Consider the following 20168-nt stretch of genomic DNA (forward strand, 5'->3'; position numbering starts at 1 on the left):
AAGTCGACATCCACGCTTGATTTGAGGCGCACACACTGTGTGCGCTTGTCCGACGATGGTGTGGAGGAGATCAATGAGGACTCGTAAGCAGCGACGTACCGGGACGCTCGTGGCGGGGGCCGCGTCCCTGGGACTGCTTCTTGCCGCCTGTGGCGGCGCTGACGACCTCGGTGGGGGCGGAGGTGGTGGCGGTGGCGGTGACGACACCGCCACGGAGGCCGACTGTGCGGCCTTCGAGGAGTACGGCACCCACGAGGGCGAGAGCGTCACGCTCTTCACCTCCATCCGTGAGGTCGAGGCCGACCAGATGCAGGACTCCTTCGAGGAGTTCACCGAGTGCACGGGCATCGAGGTGACCCACAACGGCTCGGGCGAGTTCGAGCAGCAGCTGGTCGTCCAGGCGGAGGGTGGCAACGCCCCCGACCTCGCGGCGATCCCGCAGCCCGGCCTGCTCCAGCGCATGGTCGCCGACGGTCACGTCCTGCCCGCCCCCGACGCCGTCGAGGCGAACGTCGACGAGGGGTGGACCGAGGACTGGAAGGCCTACGGCACCGTCGACGGCGAGTTCTACGCCTCGCCCATGCTCTCCTCGGTCAAGTCCTTCGTCTGGTACTCGCCCGCCCTCTTCGAGGACAGCGGCTACGAGATCCCCGAGACGTGGGACGACCTCATGACTCTCACCGAGCAGATCGCCGCGGACCACGGCTCCGACACCGTCAAGCCCTGGTGCGCCGGCATCGAGTCCGGCGGCGCCACCGGGTGGCCCGCCACCGACTGGATCGAGGACCTCGTCCTGCGGACGGGCGGCGGAGACGTCTACGACCAGTGGGTCTCCCACGAGATCCCCTTCAACGACCCGCAGATCGCCGAGGCCGTCGACATGGCCGGGGCGATCCTCAAGGACGACAACTACGTCAACGGCGGCATCGGGGACTCCCGCTCGATCGCCACGACGTCCTTCAACGACGGCGGCCTGCCGATCCTCGACGGCGACTGCTTCCTCCACCGCCAGGCCTCCTTCTACGAGGCACAGTGGCCGGAAGGTACCGACGTCAGCCCCGAGGGAGACGCCTTCGCCTTCCCACTCCCGGGCGAGACGGCCGGTGAGGTCCCGCTGCTCGTCGGTGGCGAGTTCGTCGCCGCGTTCAACGACCGCGAGGCCACCCAGGCGGTGCAGACCTTCATGTCCTCCGCCGAGTGGGCCAACACGCGGGTCGAGATCGGTGGCGTGACGTCGGCGAACCTCGGGGTCGACCCCGAGCTCGCGACCTCCGACGTGCTGCGTCAGGCCATCGAGCTCTTCCAGCAGGAGGGCGCCGTGGTCCGTTTCGACGGCTCCGACATGATGCCCTCCGAGGTGGGCGCCGGTGCTTTCTGGACCGGGATGGTCGACTGGATCAACGGCAGCGAGACGGCGACGGTGCTCGACGGCATCGAGGCCGCCTGGCCGGCCGGCTGACTCTAGGACAGGGGGGCGGGGGCCCGGCACTGCCGGGTCCCCGCCCCGCTCGTTGACGGGAGCTGATCACCGTGGACTTCTTCCTCTACTCCAAGTTCGGCCAGATGATCCTGGCCGTCGTCGCCTTCCTCGCCGTTATCGCCGTCATCCTGCTCCTCGCGCGCGTCGCGGACCGGGCCGCCGGCCGCTCACGGACGTGGTGGATGGTGCTGTTCTTCGGTGGGCCGGCCCTGCTGCTGCTCGGTGTCGGGCTCATCTACCCGGCAATCCGGACCACGATCATGTCCTTCATGGACCGGACGAGCGAGAACTCGGTCGGGTTCGCCAACTACGAGTGGGTCTTCACCAACCCCGACTCGCTGCAGGCCTTCATCAACACCTTCTGGTGGGTGGTGCTCGTGCCGACCGTGGCGACCGGCGTCGGGCTGCTCTACGCGATCATCATCGACCAGTCGCGCTTCGAGAAGGTCGCCAAGACGCTCCTGTTCACGCCGATGGCGATCTCCTTCGTCGGTGCCGGCATCATCTGGAAGTTCGTCTACGAGTACCGCGGCGCCGCGCAGGAGCAGATCGGACTGCTCAACGCGATCATTGTGAGCCTCGGCTTCGAACCCTTGCGGTTCCTCCAGGACTCGCCGTGGAACACCTTCTTCCTCATCGCGGTGATGATCTGGATCCAGGCAGGTTTTGCGATGGTGCTGCTGTCCGCGGCGATCAAGGCGATCCCCGGTGACATCGTCGAGGCGGCGCGCCTGGACGGCGTGAGCGCATGGCAGATGTTCCGCAGCATCACGGTGCCGAGCGTGCGGCCCACCCTGGTCGTCGTCGTCACGACGATCACCATCGCGACGCTCAAGATCTTCGACATTCCCCGGACGATGACGGGTGCGCGCTTCGACACCCAGGTGCTGGCGAACATGATGTACGACCAGTCCTTCACCTTCGGCAACGCGGGGACGGGCTCGGCGCTCGCCGTCGTCATCTTCGTCCTCGTCATCCCCATCGTCGTCTTCAACGTCCGGCAGATGATCAAGAACCGGGAGGTACGGGGAGCATGAGCGTCACACCTGCCAACCCGGCGATCACGGAGCCGGGGCCCACCCGCTCCCTGCCGGACCCCATGTCGGGGCAGCCGGCCGCCAGCCGCGCCAAGGCGATGCTCACCTCCCGGGTGGGATCCGTCGTCGCCATCGTCATCGCCCTGCTGTGGACGGTGCCGATCATCGGCATGCTCGTCAGCTCGGTTCGACCCGAGGCGGAGATCCGCGGCTCGGGGTGGTGGACCTTCTTCACCAACCCGAGCTTCACGCTGGAGAACTACCAGGAGGTGCTGTTCGGGCGCGCGTCCTCCGGCGCGCTGTCGGGGTTCTTCGTCAACTCGGTGGTCATCACCGTGCCGGCGACGGTCATCCCGCTCGTAGTCGCGACGATGGCCGCGTACGCCTTCTCGGTCCTCCAGTGGCGCGGGCGCGACACGGTCTTCATCGCCGTCTTCGCGCTGCAGATCGTGCCGCTGCAGATGGCGCTCATCCCGCTGCTGCGGATCTTCTCCGGCTCGGCGGCCGGGGAGATGTTCCCCTACCTGGCCGTGTGGTTCGCCCACGCGTGCTTCGCGATGCCGCTGGCGACCTTCCTGCTCCACAACTTCATGTCGGAGATCCCGCGCGAGCTCATCGAGGCGGCGCGGGTGGACGGCGCGGGGCACGTCACGGTGTTCCTGCGGGTCATGCTGCCGCTGCTGGTGCCGGCGATCGCGAGCTTCGCGATCTTCCAGTTCCTATGGGTGTGGAATGACCTCCTCGTCGGTCTCACCTTCACCGGCGGGAACAACGCCGTCCAGCCGCTGACCGCCCGGCTCGCGGAGATGGCCGGGTCCCGTGGCCAGGACTGGCACCTGCTCACCGCGGGCGCCTTCGTCTCGATCATCGTGCCGATCATCGTGTTCCTCGCCCTGCAGAAGTACTTCGTCCGCGGCCTGCTCGCGGGCTCCGTCAAGGGCTAGCCGGGACGACTCAGCTGTCGGCGGGGACCTCATTCCCGCCGACAGCTGAGTTGTTCCCGACGGCGGTGCCCCCCCTCCCTCGCGCCGACAGCTGGATTCCGCCGGCCAGCCGCCGGCGCGGACCCTCCCACCTCCGCCGACAGCTGGATTCCGCCGGCCGGCCGCCGGCGCGGACCCTCCCACCTCCGCCGACAGCTGGATTCCGCCGGCCGGCCGCCGGCGCGGATCCTCCTCCGCCGACAGCTGGATTCCGCCCGGTCAGGCGCCGGTGATGAGCACGAGCTTGCCGAAGACCTCGCCCGAGTCGAGCAGCTCGTGCGCCCGCTCAGCCTCCGCGAGCGGCAGCCGCTCGTGGACGACGGCGCGCAGCCGGCCGTCCTCGAGCATCGGCCACACCCGCTCGCGGACCGCCGTCACGATGGCGGCCTTCTCCCCGAGCGGCCGGGCGCGCAGGGTGGTGCCGTGCACGCTCGCGCGCTTGCGCATGAGCGCCATGAGGTCCACCTCGCCGCGGGTGCCGCGCTGCGTGCCGATGACGACGAGGCGCCCACCGGTGGCGAGCATGGCGATGTTGTCGGCCAGGCCGCCGGCGCCGAGGACGTCGAGGATGACGTCGGCGCCCGTGCCGCCGGTGGCTTCGTCCACCGCGGTTGGGACGTCACCGTGGTAGTCGATGGCGACGTCGGCGCCCAGCTCCTCGCACCGCGCGGCCCGCTCCGGCCCGCCCGCCGTCGTGAGGACGCGCGCGCCAAGGGCGCGGCTGAGCTGGATGGCCGCGGAACCGACGCCGCCGGAGCCGCCGTGGATGAGGACCGTCTGGCCGGCGCGCAGGGCACCGACGTCCACGAGGTTGGACCAGGCGGTGCACACGGCCTCGGGCAGGGCGGCGGCGTCGACGAGGTCCATGCCCGCCGGCACCGGCAGCAGCTGCCCAGCCGGCACGGCCACCCGCTCGGCGTAGCCGCCACCGGCGAGCAGTGCGCAGACGCGGTCGCCCACCTGCCACCCGGCCACGCCCTCACCGAGCTCCCGCACGGTCCCGGAGACCTCGAGCCCGATGATGTCGCTGGCCCCGGGCGGCGCCGGGTAGTGGCCGGCCCGCTGGAGGACGTCGGCCCGGTTGAGGCCGGCAGCAGCGACGTCGAGGACCACCTCGCCGTGGGCCGGTGAGGGGTCGGGCACCTCGGTGAGCTCGAGACGGGAGTCGGCGGAGACGGTGATGGCGCGCATGCCTCTTGCCTACAGCAAACCGGTCTCCCGCGCTGCGTAGACTGGTCGCGCCGTGGCGCCGAGAGGCCCGCGGCAGGGAGGGCTGACAGAGCGGCCGAATGTGACGGTCTTGAAAACCGTTGTGGGGCAACCCACCAAGGGTTCGAATCCCTTGCCCTCCGCCGGTGCCCCGCTTGCCGCGCACTTTCCGATCACCGGTCGCCCTTTCTGGCACCCCGGCGCGGAGCGGAAAGGGCGACCCAAGTCGGGGGGGCTAAAGCACCTCGCCCGTCGTCGCGTCCACGCGGACCTCGGTCGTCGCGCCGTCGGTCGACCGGAGCTCGACGTCCCACACGACGGTCCCCAGGTGCTCGTCGAGGTCGACCTCCTCGACGGCCGCGCTCATCTCGGTGGCGGCGGTGATCGCGGCCTCGGAGGCGGAGATCGACGCCGCGTCCAACCGCTGGCGGTCCTCGTCCTCGAGCGGCTCACGCTCACCCTCGCGCACGATCTCGTTGCCGTCGGCGGACACGTGCACCTCGACGTCCTCGTCCCCGACGGCGACCGACACCTCCCACAGGTCCTCGCCGTCGTCGTCGCTGCGGTCGACCGCGAAGGCCTGCCCGCCCAGCTCCTCGGCCGCGGTGCTCAGCGCGTTGACGGCGCCGTCCTCACCGGGGACCGGCTCGGGCGACTGGTCCTCGCCGGGGGAGAACTCGGGGTTGTCGGGCTCGCGGTCGGTGACGATGCCCTCGCTCGTCGCGCCGCCGTCGGCGGGTGGGTCGTCGTCGCTCGTGCAGCCGACGACGAAGCCCGTCGTCAGAGCGAGAATCGCGGACACGCGTACCGATCGCCTCATGTCCTCCAGCGTCCCAGCGTGGCCGGAGGGTCGCACCCGGAGGGTCAGCGTCTGTCGGTGTTCAACCAGGAGCGCAGCGCGAGGTACAGGACGAGGGCGACGACGAGCACGACGACGAGCCGCACGAGGAACCACACCGCGCTGAAGAGCACGCCGACCAGCCACCACGCGAGCACGACGGCGGCGATGACGAGGAGGATCGTCAGGAGGCTGTTGCGTCGCATGACGGAAGTCTCCCACGCGGCCAGCGGCCGTCGGGCGGACGGACCGTGGCGCCGTCGTCGTGGCCCGGCATGATGGTCCGGTGCAGGACGCTCCCGAACACTCCCTCGAGCGCAGGTCGGCAGCCGTCCTCCGGCTCGGCTCGATGCTGCTCGCCGCCGGCGCCGGTTCCTACCGGGTCAAGGACTCGATGCGGCGGGCGGCGCACGCCCTCGGCCTGCACCAGCACCGCGCGCAGGTGACGCTCACCGAGATCACCACGACCGCCCGCGACGGCGAGCAGGTGCGCACCGAGGTCGTCGAGCAGCGCGAGGTGGGGGTCAACGCCGACCGGATCGACGCGCTCGCCGGCGTCGTCGAGCGCCTGCGTCCCGGCCGGCCCGTGAGCGAGCTGGAGGAGGCGCTGGGACGGGCCGAGCGCACGCCCCCGCGCTACGGCGCCGTCCTCAACGCGCTCGCCGTCGCCCTGGCCTGCGCGGCCTTCGCCTTCCTCAACAACGGCGGGCCGATCGTCTGTGCCGCCGTGCTCGTGGCCGCGGGACTGGGCCAGACGGTCCGCCGGCGGATGCAGCACGCGCGGCTCAACAAGTTCGCGATCACGGCGCTCGCGGCGGCGCTGTCGAGCAGCGTGTACGTGGGGATCGTCCTCGGCCTCGAGCGGCTCGACGTCGCCGACGCCTCCCACGAGGCCGGCCTCATCTCCGCGGTCCTCTATCTCGTGCCCGGCTTCCCGCTCGTCACGGGCGTGCTCGACCTCGTCCGCATGGACCTGTCCGCCGGTGTCGCGCGCCTCGCCTACGTCACCGTCACGCTCCTGTCGGCCGGGATGAGCGTGTGGGCGGTGTCATGGGTGGCGGCGCTCGAGCTCGACGGGACGACGACGACGGCGCTCGCCGGTCCGCTCCTCCTCGCGCTGCGGGTGGTGGCCAGTGCCGTCGCAGCCGCCGGCTTCGCCATGCTCTTCAACTCCACCCCGCGGGCCGCGTGCGTCGCGGCGGTGATCGGCGGGATCGCCAACCCGGCGCGGATCTCCCTCGTCGAGGCGGGCGTCGCCCCGCAGGCGGCCTCGCTCGCGGCGGCCTGCGTCATCGGGCTGCTCGCCGCGCTCGCGGCCTCCCGCGGCCGGGCCTCGCGGGTGACGCTCTCGGTGCCCGCCGTCGTCATCATGGTGCCCGGCGTGATGATCTACCGGTCCCTCGTGCACCTCAACGAGGGCGAGGTGGCCCAGGCGCTGGGCAACGGCGTGGAGGCGACCTTCGTCGTCATGGGGCTGGGTGTGGGGCTCGCGGTGGCCCGCATGCTCACCGACAAGAACTGGGCCTTCGACCGGTGACGACGACGCGCTTTGGACGCGCGCGCGTCTCCGGGTATCTTGGGTGGCGCATGACCCTTGGAGACGTCGCATAGTCAGGTCTAGTGCGCGGCCCTGCTAAGGCCGTGACGGGGCAACCCGTCCGTGGGTTCAAATCCCACCGTCTCCGCTCGTGTCCTGAAGGGCCCGGAACCGCGACGCTGTCGCAGGTCCCGGGCCCTTCGTGCGCTCGCGGCCACCGCGCCGGGTCGCGGCGGCCGACCCCGCAGTTGCGCCACCTCCGGGACCAGTCTTTGCTGGCATGACGACGACAGCCAGGAGGAGCACGGTGGCGACGACGGACCGCATCGCAGAGATCTGGGGGACACGGACGCCCTACGGGCCGGGGGAGGCGTGGCCGGTCCGCGTCGACACCCACCTCGCGGAAGGCGTCGACCCCGACGACGTCGACCGGTGGGTACCCAGCGCCTCGATCCTCCACTCCAACGGCGACGGCATCGACATCGCGGTGAAGGACGACCGGATCGTCGGTGTCCGCGGCCGTGCGAAGGACCGCGTCAACCACGGGCGCCTCGGCCCCAAGGACCTCTTCGGCTGGCAGGCGAACGGATCGGCGGACCGGCTGACGCGTCCGCTGGTCCGCAAGCGGGGCAAGCTCGTCGAGACGTCCTGGGACGAGGCGATGGACCTCGTCGTCGGTCGGACGAAGGAGCTGCTCGCGGAGCAGGGCCCCAGCGCGGTGGGCTTCTACACGAGCGGCCAGCTCTTCCTCGAGGAGTACTACACCCTGGGCCTCGTCGCGCACGGCGGCATCGGGACCAACCACGTCGACGGCAACACCCGCCTGTGCACCGCCACGGCCGCGGCTGCGCTCAAGGAGTCCTTCGGCTGTGACGGCCAGCCGGGCTCGTACACCGACGTCGACCACGCCGACGTCATCGCCCTGTACGGGCACAACATGGCCGAGACACAGACCGTGCTGTGGACCCGCGTCCTCGACCGGCTGGCCGGCCCCAACCCGCCGCAGATCGTCTGTGTGGACCCGCGACTCACGCCGGTCGCCCGAGCGGCGACGGTCCACCTCGCCCCGCGGCCCGGCACGAACGTCGCCCTGATGAACGGGCTGCTCCACGAGATCGTCGCGGGGGGCTGGGTGGACCACGACTACGTCGCCGCGCACGCGGTCGGCTTCGAGGAGCTCGCCAAGCGGGTCCGGGACTACCCGCCCGAGAGGGTGGCCGAGATCTGCGACGTGCCGGCCGAGCAGATCCGGCACGCCGCACGACTCCTCGGGACGGCGGAGCGGCTGCTGTCCACGGTGCTCCAGGGCTTCTACCAGTCCCACCAGGCGACCGCCGCCGCGGTCCAGGTCAACAACGTCCACCTCCTGCGAGGGATGCTCGGGCGCCCCGGGTGCGGGGTGCTGCAGATGAACGGCCAGCCGACGGCCGAGAACACGCGGGAGGCAGGTGCGGACGGCGATCTGCCAGGCTTCCGCAACTGGTCCAACGGGGAGCACATCAAGGACCTGGCACGGGTGTGGAACGTCGACCCGATGGACATCCCGCACTACTCCCCGCCCACCCACGCCATGCAGATGTTTCGGTACGCCGAGGAGGGCTCCATCCGGATGCTGTGGGTGCAGGCGACCAACCCGGCCGTCTCGCTGCCCGAGCTCGCGCGGGTCCGGTCGATCCTCAGCCAGAAGCGGCTCTTCCTCGTCGTCCAGGACATCTTCCTGTCCGAGACTGCCCAGCTCGCGGACGTCGTCCTGCCCGCCGCCACGTGGGGGGAGAAGACCGGCACGTTCACCAACGCCGACCGGACCGTCCACCTCTCGGAGAAGGCCGTCGACCCGCCCGGTGAGGCCCGCGCCGACCTCGACATCTTCATCGACTTCGCCCACCGGCTGGGCCTGAAGGACAAGGACGGCGCCCCTCTCGTCAAGTGGGCCGACGCCGAGGGGGCCTTTGAGGGCTGGAAGGAGTGCAGTCGCGGCCGGCCGTGCGACTACACGGGCATGAGCTACGACAAGCTGCGCGGCTCCGGCGGGATCCAGTGGCCCTGCACCGACGAGCACCCCGACGGCACCGAGCACATCTACACCGACGGACAGTTCTGGTCCGCACCGGACTACTGCGAGAGCTACGGCCGTGACCTCGTCACCGGGGCGCCGCTGGAGCCGACGGAGTACAAGGCGCTGAACCCGAGCGGCAAGGCGATCATCAAGGCGGCGGCCTGGTTCCCACCCCACGAGCAGCCGGGGGAGGACTACCCGCTCCAGCTCATCACCGGGCGCACCGTCTACCACTTCCACACGAGGACGAAGACCGGCCGGGCACCCCAGCTCCAGGCCGCGGCACCCGAGGTGTGGGTCGAGGTCTCCGTCGCCGACGCGGCGAGCATCGGCCTGTCCGAGGGGGACCTCGCGGAGATCACGACCCCGCGCGGCTCCGTCCGTGCCCGGGTCCGGGTCAGCGGCATCCGTGACGGCGTGGTCTTCCTCCCGTTCCACTACGGCTACTGGGACACCGACGCCGGCCACGAGCCCGACGGCGCCGGTCGCGCCGCCAACGAGCTCACGATCACCGACTGGGACCCGGCATCGAAGCAGCCCATCTTCAAGACGGCCGCCGCCCGTGTCCGCAAGGTCGACGACGGCGGGGGGACGCCGTCGTCGGCTCCCACGACGGCGGGGTCGGCGCCCGTCGACCCCTCCGTGCCCGCCACGGTCGGCGGCCCCGCTGGCACGGCTGACGAGAACCTCACCGGAGGAGGCACCCGATGAAGATCGGCCTGACGCTGCGCGAGCTCCACCGCTCGGAGAACGACCTCGCTCACGAGCTCATCCAGGTCTCCGAGCGGCACAAGGTGGACCACGAGATCTTCTACGTCGCCCGTGACCTCGCCGTGTGGTCCCAGCGCCACGTGCGGGAGATCGCGACGATCGCCGAGCACTACGGCGAGAAGCTCGACCACGAGCCGGAGGGTGAGCTCGGGTTGATGGAGCGGGCCCGGGACAAGGGCAGCGAGCTCGTGGGGCGGGCGAGGACACCGGGGTTGCTCATGCTGCGGGACCTGCGTGAGGTCTACATGAAGGCCGCCGGCGTCTCGGTGGACTGGGAGCTGCTCGCGCAGGCCGCACAGGGGATCAAGCACGTCGATCTCCTGCAGCTGGCCGAGGAGTGCCACCCGGACACGCTGCGTCAGATGCGGTGGGCCAACGCCCAGCTCAAGGTGCAGGCGACCCAGGTGCTCGTCAGTTGAGCGCTGCACCGGCGCCCGTGGCCACGCGTATCGTCGTGCGCCCCATCGGGACCCCGCTGCCCCTGGGCTTCCTGGGACTGTTCGTCGCGACCGTGGGGTTCAGCGCCCTGCAGCTCGGCTGGCTGGCGCCCGAGCAGGGCCGCGCCGTCGCCATCGGCGTCCTCGCGTTGACCGTCCCGGTGCAGCTCATCTCCGCGATCTACGGGTTCCTCGCCCGGGACCCTGTTGCCGGGACCGGCATGGCGGCGCTCGCCGGCACGTGGGCGGCGGCGGGCCTGGTGACAGCCACGTCCCCACCGGGGGCGTCCTCGCCCGGCCTGGGCGTTCTTTTCCTCGCCGCGGCGGCCATGATGCTCGTCCCGGCCGTGGCCGGCCTGTCCAAGATCGTCGCGGCCGCGGTCATGGCCCTCACCTCCCTGCGCTTCGCGCTCACCGGGGTCGCGGAGATCACCGGGGGCGACATGTGGGCGACCGTCGCCGGAGGTGCCGGCCTTGTTCTCGCCGCTGCCGCACTCTACGCCGCGCTGGCCCTCGAGCTCGAGGACACCCACCACCGCACCGTCCTGCCGACCGGACGGCGCGGTACCGGCGCCGACACCATGACCGGGAGCGCCCAGGACGAGCTCAGTTCCGTGGTGCACGAGGCCGGGGTTCGCAAGCAGCTGTGAGCCGGCGGGCACGCCTGCGTTGGGCCGACGTCCGGGAAGGTAGGACGAAAAGTCGCGACACGGGCACGTCGATAAGACGTCCTTGATGCTTGTCCACGCTGCGGGGCGGCGGTGAGCTCTGCCCATGTAGATGTCGTCACCCTCCGTCAGCTGGTGGGGCGGTATTTTGGCGCTCGACGGCGAGCTCAAGAACATGACCAAGCGGGTCGCCGGCCCGCTTCGACAGAGCCCCGCAGACGACCTGCTCAACCAGCCCGGCATTGCTCTGATCACCGTGGCCGCATCCGATCCGGAGCCGGGTTCGCCAGCCTCGCGGGGGACCAGCCCCATCCCAGCGTCGTCGGGCAACACCGTCCGGCACCGGATCAACCGCGGTGGTGACCGGCGCCTCAACCGAGCACTCCACACGGCCCGTCGTCACCCGCATGCGCATGGACCCGCGAACCCGTCACTACGTCGAGTGCCGCACCGCCGAACGACGCCCCCTCCGAGAGGCACGTCGCTGCAGCGCTTCTCGCCCGCGGCATTCACGCCGCCTCAATGCCGCCGCTGAGAACGAACTCGTCGGTGCTTGATAAACACAGGAGATATCAACGGCATCATCGAGCTCCACCACCGCCTCGCCCGGGCTACCGCAACCTCACCAACTACCGCCTCGCGCGTTCCTCGCCGCCGGGGGATTCAAGACCCGATCTTCACCGAATGTCCGAAGAGCCACACAAATTAGGTTTACTTCTACTTATGTGGAATATTAGGCCGTTGGTATGCCCTGCGCCGAGACGAGGGACAGCCGTGGGCGGTCTCCTTCTGTGGTCATGGGGCTCGAATCGCAGCTGACACAAAGAAGCAGGGGCACAATGGTCTCGCAGGTGGGCGCTCGGAACCGAACCAGGCAAAAGCAACGTGAGCGGCTACGAAAAGTGTGGGCCATCATTGCCGCTTTTGCGGTGGCACTGCCGGCAGTGGCGGCGTTTGCCGCGCCGGTGGCAGCAGACGATGCGCAGTTCCCGTACCTGACGGTGACGAAGAGTGCTGCGCCGAACGAGGTCGATCCAGGGCAGAGCTTCAGCTACAGCATCCAGGTCACGTGCGATGAAGCATCCTGCCTGGACGCGCAGATGACCGACCTCCTCCCGGCAGAGCTTGAGGGCTACCCGCTCCAGAACGTCACGACCAATCCCGGCGCAAGCAGTGTCCCGCGCACGATCAGCTGGACTGAGGACGGAGCGCCGTTGCCCGGTACACCGACCGTCGTCGGCCCGGCGACCGGCTTCACCGTCGACTTCGACGGCACCGTCAGCGCGCCCGACGGCGTCGGGCTGCAGTTCGGCACCACCTTCACCATCCAGCTCACACTCCAGGTCCCCACCGATGTCGCACCTGGCGAGCACGAGATCGTCAACACCGCGCGCACGACGGCGACCAACTCGTTACCCGACGAGGCGCCGGCACCGATCACCGTCAGCGTCCCGGTCACCATCGACGTGACACCGAGCAAGAGCTGGGGCCCGAGCCCGCAGAGCTTCGATCCCGGCGCCGGGTCGACCATCGCGCTGGGCGTCGCCAACGCCTCGAACGTCGACGTCGACGTCCTCACCCTGCAGGAGCCCAAGGACGCCGCCGATGGTGCCGCCGGGCTCGCGGCCACCAACCCCTTCACGATCACTGACTTCACCGGCTTCGGCGGCGCCACGCTGCCCGACGGTGCGCAGGTGGAAGTCGACGCTTATGTCCTGGGCGGGGACGCGACCTGGTCCTGGGTCAGTGGTGCCCCGGGCGCCACTCCCACGCTGCCCGACGGCGTCTCGAACGCGGACGTCGGCGGCTTGCGCTTGCGCTACACCGGTGACATCACTCCCGGAGGAGGCGGCACGGTCAACCTTGAACTAGCTCAGCGCGCGACGAACCGCGACACCGGTGCCGACCTGTCCACCGCGTCGCAGTCCGTTGACAACGTGGTCGAGGCCACGGCAACCTCCGTCGAGCTCGACGAGACTGCGACCGCTGACGCCAGCGCGACCTACGCGGTCAATCCCGTGAGCCTCGGTGTCGAGACCTCCAAGAACATCAAGCCCAACACCGTGACCGGCGGCCATAGTGCTACCGGCACCCTGATCGGGACGAACAGCACCTCACCGGTCCAGGAGCTGCGTCTCGCGGACCTCGACTTCTTCACCGCAGACGTGACTTTCGGAGGCTTCGACCAGGCTCCCGCCTGGCCTGCCGGCGCCACAGGCGCCACCGTCGTCTACCACCCGCTCGGCGGTGGTGAGCCTGTCGAGGTGCCCTTCGGTCACGGAGCGGTCCCCGCCGATCCGTCGGTCGCGATCTCCGGCTTCGAGGTCGTCTTCACCGCCGATGGCAACGCCATCGAGTCGGCGGCCAACACCACCGTTGAGTTCACGATCAACACGAGCGAGGACGCCGCCGGCGATAGCGCCCAGGCCACGCTGACCAATACCGTCGCGACCACCGCGACCGCTGCCAACGGCCAGGACGCGACCGCCTCGGCCTCCGACCAGCTCACCATCATCACTCCGGCCGTCACCGTGACTCTCGACAAGCAGGTGCGTCCCTCCACGGCGGTACAGCCGGGCGAGAGCACCTACGTCAGTCTTGAGGCACACGGCACCGCAACTGACCGTGCCACGCTGCACGACCTCGTCATCGAGGATGCCATCAGCGAGGGCGACGCCGAGTTCTGGGACGCTTTCGACCTCGCGGGCATCGCACCCACCCAGGTGCCGGCCGGCACCGTCCTGACGATCCAGGTACAGACTGCCGACGGCTGGGTCGAGCTCAGCCAGTACGGCCCGGAAGCCGCCGCGACGATCTTCCAGCTCGACCGCGCGGCCTTCGCTGCGGCCTCATCGGGCGCGGGAATCACCGCGGACGGCATCACCGGAGCCCGGCTCTCCTTCCACAGCGTGGGAGGTTTCCCGAGCGACATCACGGTAAAGCCGACGCTGATCTTCGATGCCCGCTCGCAGATGCGGGACGGCACCGACATCACCCCGGGTGACGAGCAGGCGGCGCCGTATGAGAATAGCGCCGTCGTCGACGCGAGCGGTGTCTCCCAGGGCGGCAACGACCTCACCGACGACGACGGTGACATCGGCACCGGTTCGGTCATTACCTACCCCGGTGGCCCCGGCCCGCTGGGCATTGACAAGCGGTGGAACAAGGGCTTCGTGAACGCCCAGGCCGGTGACACCGCCGGTACCTTGCTCGACTGGCGGGTGACCCCGGGCTTCGGCACCGTCACCGTCACCGATCCCGCGAGCGGGTTCGACACGCCGTCAGGCACGGTGTTCGAGGCCTTCGACCTCGTGCGCATCGACCCGGTCGGGGCGAGTAGCACGCCCTTCACCAACGGCTGGTACTTGAAGTACGACGTCATCACCGACATCGAGCTCTACCAGGACGGAGCGTGGGTCACCCTCCCGGCCCCTGGCAGTGGATGGATCCAGGGCGGTGCCTTCGCCGGATACATCCTGCCCGCCGAGCAGGCCGCCGCGACCACTGGCGTGCGCATTGTGCTCGCGGAGAACACCGCTGCGCGCGAGGCCGCCCAGCAGGTTGGCGGCGCCTTTGACCCCTACGCCCCGGCACCCGGCACCGGCGTGGCCACCAGCAGCGACACGAGGCAGTTCAGGCTCCAGTGGCAGCTGCGCGACCGCACTCGGACCGATGACGGTGCCGCTGGTGGCTGGGTCACCGAGGACGTCGTGTACAACACCGCCGACGCAGGCACCGTGGACAACGCGGTGTCCCTGGACGGCATCCCGCTCGACGGCGGCGACCCGAGCCGCGACACCGACAACGCCACTATCCAGATATTCGAGCCCGGTCCGGCGGTCAACGTCGTGAAGTCCGTCGAGGCTGCGGAGCCGATCTTCGTGCCCGAGCTGGACACGCCGGCGGACCAGTGGCCCACGGCGACGTGGACCATCACCGCCAACAACGCGTCGGTCGCCTCGGCCGGGTACGTGCGGGTCACTGACCCCGCGGCCGCATGCTCGGCACCGGCACCATCGGCCGACTGCCAGCTGGCAGACCCGAATGGCAATCCCTTCGCCAATGAGGGGATCGACTGGCTCAAGGACAGCCCCTTCGAGTACTTCGACCTCACCGGCATCGACCTCGCGGCGAGCATCGAGCACCAGATCGACCTCGACGCCACCGTGGTGTGGCTGTTGCGGTACGACGCGGCGGACGCGACCTACTCCACCACCCAGCTCTCCAGCACCGCTGCTGAAGCCCTCGACACAGGCGACCTGGCCGACGTCGTCGGCATCTCGGCCACCTTCCAGGCGGCGAACGCCGGGGTGGACGGCGTGGGTACGACGATCACCCAGGAGAACCGGCTGACCATCACGCTGGACTCCCAGCTGCGCACGACGCCGCGGAGCAGTGAGATTCCCCTCGAGCTCAGCGTCACGCAGACGATCGACGTGGACAACCGCGTCTTCGCGCAGTCCTACGACGACGTCCTCAGCCCGGGCGTTCCCACCGGTGACCTCGCCGACATCGGCGTCGTGCTCACCGGCGGTGACGTCAACATCGCCCCGTCGAAGTCGGTGACCCCCACCGAGATCCTGCTCGCTGACCCGGACGTGCCCGTCACGGTCACGCTCGGTGCGAACCAAGGGACCGACCCTCGCAGCACGCTTTCGCCGTCGACCGTGGTGATCGAGGACCAGGCCGGCTCACCGGACTTCTGGAACAGTTTCGACTTCACCGGTCTCGGGGGTGTGACCCTTCCTCAGGGCGCCGACCGCGTTCAGGTGGACGTCTACGGCCCCTTCGGTGACGACGACGCCGACACCTGGGCCACCGGCACGCCGGCAGCCACAGCCGCGGTGCCCGTTGCCGCGGACGACTACGGTGACATCCAGGGCATCCGCTTCACCTACACCCGCGACGACGGGGGCTACTTCCACCCGACGTCGCCGGCCGCCAACTGGGCGGCGGACGCGAGCTTCATGGTCGAGCTGCGGGACACCTACCGTGACTCCGGCGATGACATGGTCTTCGCCGGCTCGGTGGACAACACCCAGACCTCCCAGAGCCTGCGCACCGACGGAAAGAACTCCGAGCCGAAGACCGCGAACGCGCGGATCACGCTGAGCGAGGGCACCCAGGAGATCGCCGTCAACAAGCTCACCAACAGCGGCAACCGCTCCGCCAACCCGGGCGACAACGTGCCGTTCCAGCTCAGCTTCGAGAACACCGGAACCGGGTTCCTGACCATCACCGAGCTGCGGGACACGCTCCCCGCCGAGCTGGTCTACCTGGGCGACCCGGAGCCGGTCTACACCGGCGACGAGGACGGCCTGCTGTCCGAGGACGTCAGCCTCACGATCGAGGGTGACGGCTCGGAGCTGGTGTTCACCTGGCCGGCGGACGGCAACCGGATGGCACCGGGCGAGACCTTTGTCATCGACGTGCCCTTCGAGCTGCAACCCACCCGAGCCCGGGTGTTCAACGACATCGTCGTGACGACCGTCGAGACCCTCGACGCCTGCGGCAACATCGACGGCAGCGCCAACTGGACCGGTGGCGACAACACCTGCGCCACGCAGGACTACGTCGACACCGTCGCCGGCCCGAACCTCTTCGCGGTCAAGGGCGTGCGCGGCTCGCTCGAGGGAACGTCGGCCGGCGGGGCGTACAACCGCTCCACCGGTGCGCAGTGCAGCCCCACGCTCACCGCGGCGGGCGGCTCCTACTACCGGCCGACCTGCGTCGCGCACAGCGACCTGGGCGGAATCGACGACTGGGTGCTGCGTGTCCAGAACGCAGGGACTTTCCCGGTGACGTCGATGACGGTCTTCGACCAGCTCCCGGTGGAAGGTGACCGGATGCTCATCGGCGCCGGTCGAGCCTCGGCCTACCGGCCGCAGCTCGTAGCTGACTCGATCGACGTGATCGCGCCAGCCGGCACCGAGACGGTCATCGAGGTCACCACCAGCCCGGACGTATGCACCGGGACCTGGCCGATGCTGAGCTCGCAGGCTGCCTGTGAGCAGGCCGGTGAGGTCTGGACCACCGTGGGGCAAGACACCGACTGGGCAGCGGTCAGCGGTCTGCGGGTGCACCTCGACTTCACCGCGACCGACGCTGGTGAGCTGGAGACCGCCGAGTTGGTGGACGTGACCTTCCGGACGCAGAACGTCCCCGCGACCGAGGAGGACCCGAGCGGCGCGCCGGACGTGGTTCCCGCGGCCGATGCCATCGCCTGGAACCAGTTCGGTGTTCAGTACACCGACGTCAACCTCCAGGGAGTCGGCACCGTCAAGGCGCTCGCGCCGAACAAGGTCGGCGTCCACCTGCGGAGCGGCTCGATCGCCGTCGAGAAGGAGGTCACCGGCCCGGCCGCGGAAGCGTACGCACCGGAGTCCTTCGACGTGGCGCTCACCTGCACGATCGGTGAGCACGAGCTCGACCTCGGTGAGTACGCCACGCTGACGCTATCGGCCGAGAACAACTACCGGGCACGCGTCGACGGCATCCCATACAGCGTCGATCCACTGACGTCGTGCATCGTCACTGAGGTCGGCGACGCCGGTCAGTACGGTGAGACCTCACGGTTCATCGACCCGGTGGGCGGCGAGCTCGTCCTCACCGAGCCGACCAACCCGGCCATCCCCGTCGAGGACCAAGACGTGCCGACGGCGCAGGTCGCCACGGTCACCAACGACTACCAGTTCACCGGTCTGTCGGTCACCAAGGTGGTCGACACCGCGGCCACCGAGGGCGACTTCGGTCCCTTCAGCTTCGATCTCACCTGCACCTCTGCCACCGACATCCCGGTGGCGCTGGGCGACGACGGTCAGACCACGCTGAGCTTCACGCTGGGGGACGGCGAGACCTTCACCGCGCCGGCAGACCGGATCCCGGTCGGGGCGAGCTGTACGGTCACCGAGACCGATGACTTCTTCGCCGATGAGATCGTCATTCTCGGGGACAACGTCACCGATCACGGTGACGGCTCGGCGACCATCGTTCCGGGCATCGACCCGGCCGAGGTCACCGTGACCAACGGCTACGACGCGGGAACCTTCACGGTGGCCAAGAACGTCAATGGCGCAGGGGCTGAGCTGTTCGGCAGCGGACCCTTCGGCTTTGACGCCGTGTGCACCTACCAAGACCAGACACTGCTGGCAGAGAGCTTCGAGCTCTTCGGTGGCGACACCCGGTCCTTCGGGGTATTCCCGGTCGGCACCGAGTGCTCGGTCACCGAGACTGCCACCGGCGGCGCGACCGCCACGGTCCTCACGCCGACCGACGGGACCGTCGAGATCGTCAGCCCCGACGGGCAGGACGAGATCAGCAACGTCACCGCTGAGGCCACCAACACCTTCGACCTCGGCGTGCTCGCGGTCGAGAAGGTGATCGACGGCACGGGCGCGGAGCTGTTCGGCGTCGGCCCGTTCGAGGCAACCGCCGTCTGCACCTGGCAGAAGGACGGCCAGACCGTGCCGATCGAGCTGCCGGGCGACGGCGTCCTGACGCTGTCGCAGGAGAACGACTATCGCGCGACGATCGGGAATCTGATCGTCGGTGCCGACTGCACCGTCACCGAGACCGCGGCAGGCGGCGCGACGTCGTCGGCCATTGCCCCCGAGGGCGGCGCGGTCACGATTCCCGCCAACGATGACGAGGAGGGGCAGCAGGCGGTCACCGTCACGCTGACCAACACCTTCGACCTCGGATCCCTTGAGATCGAGAAGGTTGTCGACGGTGAGGGCGCGGAGCTGTTCGGTGTCGGTCCGTTCGAGGCTCAGGCGGTCTGCACCTGGGACAAGGACGGTGAGACTCTGCCGATCGAGCTGGCAGATGACGGCGTGGTGGTCCTCTCGCAGGAGAACGGCTACGCCGCGAGCATCGGTGACCTCATCGTGGGCGCGGACTGTGTGGTGACCGAGACGCTCACCGGGGGTGCGACGTCCTCGAGCATCGCGCCGGCGGACGGTGTCACCGTCCCGCCGAACGACGATGGTGCGGCCCAGGCCGCCGTCGTCACGCTGACCAACACCTTCGATCTCGGCGTGCTGGAGATCGAGAAGATCATCGAGGGCGACGGCGCGGAGCTGTTCGGTGTCGGTCCGTTCGAGGCGCAGGCGGTCTGTACCTGGGACAAGGAGGGCGTGACACTGCCGATCGATCTGTCGAACGACGGCGTGGTGGTCCTCTCCGAGGAGAACGGTTACGTCGCTTCCATCGGTGACCTCATCGTGGGCGCGGAGTGTGTGGTGACCGAGACGCTCACCGGTGGTGCGACGTCGTCGGCCATTGCTCCCGAGGGCGGCGCGGTCACCATTCCGGCCAACGACGACCAGGGGGAGCAGCAGACGGTCACCGTCACGCTCACCAACACCTTCGACGTCACCTCGCTCGAGGTCACCAAGGAGGTGCAGGGCGACCTGACCGCACCGGGTGCCAGCGGTCCGTTCGAGGTCGAGCTCGTCTGCAGCTGGGAGGTCGACGGCCAGACAGTGGCGGTCGACGTCCCGGGCGGGGCGGTGCGCGAGCTCAACGTCGACAACGAGTTGACGACGGTGTTCGAGCAGCTGCCAGTGGGCACGAGTTGCCACCTGACTGAGACGGACACCAGCGACGCCGACGGCACGCTGATCACCGTGGCGGTCGAGGGCGAGAGCCCGGTGACGACCGATGGCGCCACCGCCGAGGTGGGCCTCAGCTCGACGACTGCCCCTGGTCAGGCGCAGGCGTTCGTGGTCAACGCCTACGACGCTGTGCCGGTCGCGCCGGACCTGCCGGAGACAGGTACCCGTGTAGGGACGATCGCGGGGATCGCCGCACTCCTCACGGTCCTCGGGCTCGGAGTAGTCCTGCGGACCCGGACCAGGGTCAGCCGGTCATAGACCGCCGCTCCGTCCCCCCGCCGGGACGGAGCGGTAGCGCCTTCGCCCGCATACACGCTGTGCGGGCGAAGGCGCGCTTCACCGGCTCTTCTGACGTCCGAAGAGCCAGATAACCGTCGCTCGAACCGCTGAATCGACAGAGGTTGCACGTACCGGCGAGCGTGGTCAGGCCTTCCAACCGGAGCGGCAACGGTGGGCTCGTGCTCCTTGCGGCACTCGCCGTCGTCGCAGGTCTTCTCCTGTGCGGCCGAGAGGGGCCTACGCCGGACCTGACACACG

11 protein-coding genes, 2 tRNA genes and 1 pseudogene are annotated in these 20168 nt (G+C 69.6%); 11 read left to right on the plus strand and 3 right to left on the minus strand.

Annotated elements, in window-relative coordinates:
• Positions 1-73 precede the first annotated feature (73 nt).
• From M3148_RS09700 to M3148_RS09710, 3 genes are all read left to right on the plus strand, one after another.
• The gene (locus tag M3148_RS09700; protein WP_251304489.1) at positions 74-1459 is read left to right on the plus strand and encodes an ABC transporter substrate-binding protein; all 1386 of its coding nucleotides are present in this window, start codon (positions 74-76) and stop codon (positions 1457-1459) included.
• A gap of 62 nt (positions 1460-1521) precedes the next feature.
• Positions 1522-2517, plus strand: coding sequence for a carbohydrate ABC transporter permease (locus M3148_RS09705; RefSeq protein ID WP_440136918.1), 996 nt, complete (start codon positions 1522-1524; stop codon positions 2515-2517).
• Entirely contained in the window at positions 2514-3461 is a 948-nt protein-coding gene (locus M3148_RS09710) for a carbohydrate ABC transporter permease (RefSeq protein ID WP_440136916.1), read from the plus strand. Before M3148_RS09705 ends, M3148_RS09710 begins: the two co-directional genes overlap by 4 nt.
• 258 nt (positions 3462-3719) lie before the next feature.
• On the opposite strand, the gene M3148_RS09715 is transcribed toward M3148_RS09710, so the two are convergent.
• Positions 3720-4691 (minus strand): NAD(P)H-quinone oxidoreductase, encoded by a 972-nt coding sequence (locus tag M3148_RS09715; protein WP_251304490.1) that lies wholly within the window; start codon positions 4689-4691, stop codon positions 3720-3722.
• 76 nt (positions 4692-4767) lie between these two features.
• Here M3148_RS09715 and M3148_RS09720 point away from each other — a divergent pair.
• Positions 4768-4852 (plus strand) — tRNA-Ser (locus tag M3148_RS09720).
• Positions 4853-4944: 92 nt separating this feature from the next.
• Here M3148_RS09720 and M3148_RS09725 read toward each other — a convergent pair.
• Together M3148_RS09725 and M3148_RS09730 are read right to left on the minus strand one after the other, a co-directional pair.
• Positions 4945-5529 carry a PepSY domain-containing protein gene (locus M3148_RS09725; protein WP_251304492.1) on the minus strand — a complete coding sequence of 195 codons (585 nt, stop codon included), beginning with the start codon at positions 5527-5529 and terminating at the stop codon, positions 4945-4947.
• Positions 5530-5573: 44 nt separating this feature from the next.
• Positions 5574-5753: a hypothetical protein gene (locus tag M3148_RS09730; RefSeq protein WP_251304493.1), complete on the minus strand. Its 180-nt coding sequence runs from the start codon at positions 5751-5753 to the stop codon at positions 5574-5576.
• Positions 5754-5833: 80 nt separating this feature from the next.
• Here M3148_RS09730 and M3148_RS18310 point away from each other — a divergent pair, with 80 nt between their 5' ends.
• The 7 genes and pseudogenes from M3148_RS18310 to M3148_RS09765 all read left to right on the plus strand — a co-directional run bounded on the left by M3148_RS18310 (position 5834) and on the right by M3148_RS09765 (position 19889).
• Positions 5834-7084 carry a threonine/serine ThrE exporter family protein gene (locus tag M3148_RS18310; RefSeq protein ID WP_251304495.1) on the plus strand — a complete coding sequence of 417 codons (1251 nt, stop codon included), beginning with the start codon at positions 5834-5836 and terminating at the stop codon, positions 7082-7084.
• Positions 7085-7143: 59 nt separating this feature from the next.
• Positions 7144-7232, plus strand: a tRNA-Ser gene (locus M3148_RS09740).
• A 159-nt stretch (positions 7233-7391) separates the two neighbouring features.
• Positions 7392-9851, plus strand: coding sequence for a molybdopterin oxidoreductase family protein (locus M3148_RS09745; protein ID WP_251304496.1), 2460 nt, complete (start codon positions 7392-7394; stop codon positions 9849-9851).
• Entirely contained in the window at positions 9848-10330 is a 483-nt protein-coding gene (locus tag M3148_RS09750) for a hypothetical protein (protein ID WP_251304498.1), read from the plus strand. Before M3148_RS09745 ends, M3148_RS09750 begins: the two co-directional genes overlap by 4 nt.
• Positions 10327-10998, plus strand: a complete 672-nt coding sequence (locus M3148_RS09755) for a hypothetical protein (protein ID WP_251304500.1) — start codon at positions 10327-10329, stop codon at positions 10996-10998. The genes M3148_RS09750 and M3148_RS09755 overlap by 4 nt, the downstream gene beginning before the upstream one ends.
• A gap of 270 nt (positions 10999-11268) precedes the next feature.
• Positions 11269-11504 (plus strand): annotated as a pseudogene (locus tag M3148_RS09760) (transposase); the annotation flags it as partial.
• A gap of 441 nt (positions 11505-11945) precedes the next feature.
• On the plus strand, positions 11946-19889 hold the full coding sequence (locus M3148_RS09765) for a DUF5979 domain-containing protein (protein ID WP_251304501.1): 7944 nt from the start codon (positions 11946-11948) through the stop codon (positions 19887-19889).
• The last annotated feature ends 279 nt before the right edge of the window (positions 19890-20168 follow it).

The organism is Georgenia satyanarayanai (genome assembly GCF_023715365.1).
GTDB lineage: Bacteria > Actinomycetota > Actinomycetes > Actinomycetales > Actinomycetaceae > Oceanitalea > Oceanitalea satyanarayanai_B.

Bases quoted from the DNA above. Each gene is read 5' to 3' on its own strand.
- M3148_RS09730 (WP_251304493.1), bottom strand. From the start codon at position 5,753: ATGCGACGCAACAGCCTCCTGACGATCCTCCTCGTCATCGCCGCCGTC.
- M3148_RS09700 (WP_251304489.1), top strand. From the start codon at position 74: ATGAGGACTCGTAAGCAGCGACGTACCGGGACGCTCGTGGCGGGGGCC.
- M3148_RS09750 (WP_251304498.1), top strand. From the start codon at position 9,848: ATGAAGATCGGCCTGACGCTGCGCGAGCTCCACCGCTCGGAGAACGAC.
- M3148_RS09715 (WP_251304490.1), bottom strand. From the start codon at position 4,691: ATGCGCGCCATCACCGTCTCCGCCGACTCCCGTCTCGAGCTCACCGAG.
- M3148_RS09710 (WP_440136916.1), top strand. From the start codon at position 2,514: ATGAGCGTCACACCTGCCAACCCGGCGATCACGGAGCCGGGGCCCACC.
- M3148_RS09725 (WP_251304492.1), bottom strand. From the start codon at position 5,529: ATGAGGCGATCGGTACGCGTGTCCGCGATTCTCGCTCTGACGACGGGC.